This window comes from Kocuria varians, from assembly GCF_006539885.1.
Lineage (GTDB): Bacteria > Actinomycetota > Actinomycetes > Actinomycetales > Micrococcaceae > Kocuria > Kocuria varians.
The window spans coordinates 1-5601 of the sequence record NZ_BJNW01000033.1; the positions used below are offsets into that span (position 1 = coordinate 1).

The window sequence follows — 5601 nt, forward strand, 5'->3', positions numbered from 1 at the left end:
TTGTGGTGTGTTGTTTGTCAACTCAATAGTGTGTCTAGTTTGTTGATACCAAAAGTTTTTTGTTTTTGGTTGATGGCCCAATGCCTTGCAGGTGTTTTCCCGTTTTCCTGGGGTGTTGGGTGTCAGCTGGGATCCCACTGACCGTCTTTTGGGGTGGTTGGTGGTTTCTGTTGATTTTTTTGACGGAGAGTTTGATCCTGGCTCAGGACGAACGCTGGCGGCGTGCTTAACACATGCAAGTCGAACGCTGAAGCTTGGTGCTTGCACTGGGTGGATGAGTGGCGAACGGGTGAGTAATACGTGAGTAACCTGCCCTTAACTCTGGGATAAGCCTGGGAAACTGGGTCTAATACTGGATATGACATGTCACTGCATGGTGGCGTGTGGAAAGGGTTTTACTGGTTTTGGATGGGCTCACGGCCTATCAGCTTGTTGGTGGGGTAATGGCCCACCAAGGCGACGACGGGTAGCCGGCCTGAGAGGGTGACCGGCCACACTGGGACTGAGACACGGCCCAGACTCCTACGGGAGGCAGCAGTGGGGAATATTGCACAATGGGCGAAAGCCTGATGCAGCGACGCCGCGTGAGGGATGACGGCCTTCGGGTTGTAAACCTCTTTCAGCACGGAAGAAGCGAGAGTGACGGTACGTGCAGAAGAAGCGCCGGCTAACTACGTGCCAGCAGCCGCGGTAATACGTAGGGCGCAAGCGTTGTCCGGAATTATTGGGCGTAAAGAGCTCGTAGGCGGTTTGTCGCGTCTGCTGTGAAAGCCCGGGGCTTAACCCCGGGTGTGCAGTGGGTACGGGCAGACTTGAGTGCAGTAGGGGAGACTGGAATTCCTGGTGTAGCGGTGAAATGCGCAGATATCAGGAAGAACACCGATGGCGAAGGCAGGTCTCTGGGCTGTTACTGACGCTGAGGAGCGAAAGCATGGGGAGCGAACAGGATTAGATACCCTGGTAGTCCATGCCGTAAACGTTGGGCACTAGGTGTGGGGGACATTCCACGTTTTCCGCGCCGTAGCTAACGCATTAAGTGCCCCGCCTGGGGAGTACGGCCGCAAGGCTAAAACTCAAAGGAATTGACGGGGGCCCGCACAAGCGGCGGAGCATGCGGATTAATTCGATGCAACGCGAAGAACCTTACCAAGGCTTGACATACACCGGACCGGTCCAGAGATGGATCTTCCCCCTTGTGGGGCTGGTGTACAGGTGGTGCATGGTTGTCGTCAGCTCGTGTCGTGAGATGTTGGGTTAAGTCCCGCAACGAGCGCAACCCTCGTTCTATGTTGCCAGCACGTGATGGTGGGGACTCATAGGAGACTGCCGGGGTCAACTCGGAGGAAGGTGGGGATGACGTCAAATCATCATGCCCCTTATGTCTTGGGCTTCACGCATGCTACAATGGCCGGTACAATGGGTTGCGATACCGTGAGGTGGAGCTAATCCCAAAAAGCCGGTCTCAGTTCGGATCGTGGTCTGCAACTCGACCACGTGAAGTCGGAGTCGCTAGTAATCGCAGATCAGCAACGCTGCGGTGAATACGTTCCCGGGCCTTGTACACACCGCCCGTCAAGTCACGAAAGTCGGTAACACCCGAAGCCGGTGGCCTAACCCTTGTGGGGGGAGCCGTCGAAGGTGGGACCGGCGATTGGGACTAAGTCGTAACAAGGTAGCCGTACCGGAAGGTGCGGCTGGATCACCTCCTTTCTAAGGAGCACTGTGGCTGGCCGTGTGGCCGGCACCCACGAACCCGCTACTAACGGTGGGTTGTGGTTGATGCTCATGGGTGGAATATCAGCAAGCGGACACACTGCTCCCTGACACGGGAACGCTCACCGGCACAGTCTGGTGGGTGGTGTTGGGGGTGTGGTGTGGTGGCACATTGTTGGGTTGTCGATCAACACGTCAGTGTTGGTTGGTTTCCCGCAGCATCTGCGAGCCTGGACGGTTGTTCTGGTGGGTGGGTGTTGGTGGGTTGTTGTTTGTCAACTATATAGTGGACGCGAGCATCTTTGACGCCGCGCAGTACCCCTGTTGTGGGGTGGTGTGTGGTGTGTTCTTTGATGATTGTTTTGTGTTGTGTGGCGTATAAGTTGTTACGAGCACACGGTGGATGCCTTGGCATCAGGAGCTGATGAAGGACGTGGAAATCTGCGATAAGCCTCGGGGAGTTGATAAACGAACTGTGATCCGAGGGTCTCCGAATGGGGTAACCCGGCTGCGTGTTATGCGTGGTCACTCGTATCTGAATTCATAGGGTGCGAGAAGGAACGTGGGGAAGTGAAACATCTCAGTACCCATAGGAAGAGAAAACAATAGTGATTCCGTGAGTAGTGGCGAGCGAAAGCGGATGGTGGCTAAACCGGTTGTGTGTGATACCTGGCGAGGGTTGCATGATCGGGGTTGTGGGATGCGTTGTTCCGGGGTCGCCACCCTGGGAGTCGCGGCGTTGTGGTAGTCGAACTGGTGGTGAGTGCCAGACCGTAGGGGGTGTGAGTCCCGTAGACGAAACCATGGTTGTCGTGGCTGGACGTTGTTCCCGAGTAGCACGGGGCCCGTGAAATCTCGTGTGAATCTGCCAGGACCACCTGGTAAGCCTGAATACTTCCTGATGACCGATAGCGGATCAGTACCGTGAGGGAATGGTGAAAAGTACCCCGGGAGGGGAGTGAAATAGTACCTGAAACCGTGTGCTTACAAGCCGTTGGAGCCTTTAGGGGTGACAGCGTGCCTTTTGAAGAATGAGCCTGCGAGTTAGTGTTACGTCGCGAGATTAACCCGTGTGGGGTAGTCGTAGCGAAAGCGAGTCTGAATAGGGCGTTGTGAGTGGCGTGATCTAGACCCGAAGCGGGGTGATCTACCCATGGCCAGGTTGAAGCGCGTGTAAGAGCGCGTGGAGGACCGAACCCACTTCAGTTGAAAATGGAGGGGATGAGCTGTGGGTAGGGGTGAAAGGCCAATCAAACTCCGTGATAGCTGGTTCTCCCCGAAATGCATTTAGGTGCAGCGTTGCGTGTTGCTTGCTGGAGGTAGAGCTACTGGATGGCTGATGGGCCCTACAAGGTTACTGACGTCAACCAAACTCCGAATGCCAGTCAAGTTGAGCGTGGCAGTGAGACTGTGGGGGATAAGCTTCATAGTCGAAAGGGAAACAGCCCAGACCATCAACTAAGGCCCCTAAGCGTGTGCTAAGTGGGAAAGGATGTGGAGTTGCTTAGACAACCAGGAGGTTGGCTTAGAAGCAGCCACCCTTGAAAGAGTGCGTAATAGCTCACTGGTCAAGTGATTCCGCGCCGATAATGTAGCGGGGCTCAAGTACACCGCCGAAGTTGTGGCATGACACCGTATAGCTGAGCCGTTTGTGGTTGAGGTGGTGTTGTGGGTAGGGGAGCGTCGTTGGGGTAGTGAAGCTGCGGGGTGACCCAGTGGTGGAACCTCAACGAGTGAGAATGCAGGCATGAGTAGCGATAGACGGGTGAGAAACCCGTCCGCCGGATGATCAAGGGTTCCAGGGTCAAGCTAATCTGCCCTGGGTGAGTCGGGACCTAAGGCGAGGCCGACAGGCGTAGTCGATGGACAACGGGTTGATATTCCCGTACCGACGAAGAACCGACCCTACTAAACCGGGGATACTAACCACCCGAACCACCGTGATCGTGTGCCCTTGTGGTGCACGGCGTGTGTGGGGAGCGTGGGACCTGATCCGGGGAGGTAAACGTGTTAACAGGTGTGACGCAGGAAGGTAGCCGAGCCAGGCGATGGTTGTCCTGGTCTAAGCATGTAGGGTGACCCGTTGGTAAATCCGCGGGTTGTGTGCCTGAGATGTGATGGGACCCTCTTAGGTGAGGGGATTCGGTGATCCTATGCTGCCAAGAAAAGCATCGACGTGAGGTTCTAGTCGCCCGTACCCCAAACCGACACAGGTGATCAGGTAGAGAATACTAAGGCGTTCGAGAGAATCATGGTTAAGGAACTCGGCAAAATGCCCCCGTAACTTCGGGAGAAGGGGGGCCCCTGCTGGTGATCATCTTTACGGTGTGAGCTGGTGGGGGTCGCAGAGGCTAGGGGGAAGCGACTGTTTATCAAAAACACAGGTCCGTGCGAAGTCGTAAGACGATGTATACGGACTGACTCCTGCCCGGTGCTGGAAGGTTAAGAGGACCTGTTAGACCCTTCGGGGTCGAAGCGGAGAATTTAAGCCCCAGTAAACGGCGGTGGTAACTATAACCATCCTAAGGTAGCGAAATTCCTTGTCGGGTAAGTTCCGACCTGCACGAATGGAGTAACGACTTCCCTACTGTCTCAACCATGAACTCGGCGAAATTGCAGTACGAGTAAAGATGCTCGTTTCGCGCAGCAGGACGGAAAGACCCCGAGACCTTTACTATAGTTTGGTATTGGTGTTCGGTGTGGCTTGTGTAGGATAGGTGGGAGACTGTGAAGCCGTGACGCTAGTTATGGTGGAGTCGTTGTTGAAATACCACTCTGGTCACTCTGGATATCTAACTTCGGCCCGTGATCCGGGTCAGGGACAGTGCCTGATGGGTAGTTTAACTGGGGCGGTTGCCTCCTAAAGAGTAACGGAGGCGCCCAAAGGTTCCCTCAGCCTGGTCGGCAATCAGGTGTTGAGTGTAAGTGCACAAGGGAGCTTGACTGTGAGAGTGGCAGCTCGAGCAGGGACGAAAGTCGGGACTAGTGATCCGGCGGTACATTGTGGAATGGCCGTCGCTCAACGGATAAAAGGTACCTCGGGGATAACAGGCTGATCTTGCCCAAGAGTCCATATCGACGGCATGGTTTGGCACCTCGATGTCGGCTCGTCGCATCCTGGGGCTGGAGTTGGTCCCAAGGGTTGGGCTGTTCGCCCATTAAAGCGGTACGCGAGCTGGGTTCAGAACGTCGTGAGACAGTTCGGTCCCTATCCGCTGCGTGCGTTGGAAATTTGTGGAGGCCTGTCCTTAGTACGAGAGGACCGGGACGGACGAACCTCTGGTATGTCAGTTGTTCCGCCAGGAGCATCGCTGATTAGCTACGTTCGGGATTGATAACCGCTGAAAGCATCTAAGCGGGAAGCTTGCTCCGAGATGAGATTTCCTAACCCCCGTAAGGGGGTGTCAGGTGCCCAGTAGACGACTGGGTTGATAGGCCAGGTGTGGAAGCGTTGTAAGGCGTGGAGCTGACTGGTACTAATACACCGAAGACTTATACACACACAATGTTTCATCGAAGGTGTGGTGTTCGCGTTCACTATGTGGTTGACCACTAACAACCCAACACTACAAGCCCGTAAGGGTGGTGGGGGTGTGTGGTTGGTCAACGAATAATGGTTTCTCGTGTATGGCACGGGGACGTACAGGTTTCCCCTGGTACCCGCCTTGCTGGTGGGTGTGGGGGTGTAGGTTTCCGGTGGTTATAGCGTGGGGGAAACGCCCGGTCCCATCCCGAACCCGGTAGCTAAGACCCACAGCGCTGATGGTACTGCACTCGGTAGGGTGTGGGAGAGTAAGTCACCGCCGGAATTCACGTAAGAGGGTTGAGGCCCCACACCGCACGCTCGGTTGAGCGTGATGGTGTGGGGCCTCCCCGCATTTAACACCC

Annotated in this window: 3 rRNA genes; all 3 read left to right on the top strand. The window is 55.5% G+C overall.

Going from position 1 to position 5601, the window contains the following annotated elements:
• Positions 1-179: 179 nt before the first annotated feature.
• The 3 genes from KVA01_RS12385 (at position 180) to rrf (ending at position 5522) form a co-directional block, all read left to right on the top strand.
• A 16S ribosomal RNA gene (locus KVA01_RS12385) occupies positions 180-1710 on the top strand.
• Positions 1711-2089: 379 nt separating this feature from the next.
• Positions 2090-5213 (top strand): 23S ribosomal RNA (locus KVA01_RS12390).
• A gap of 192 nt (positions 5214-5405) precedes the next feature.
• A 5S ribosomal RNA gene (gene rrf / locus KVA01_RS12395) occupies positions 5406-5522 on the top strand.
• Together the 16S, 23S and 5S rRNA genes form the textbook arrangement of a ribosomal RNA operon.
• The last annotated feature ends 79 nt before the right edge of the window (positions 5523-5601 follow it).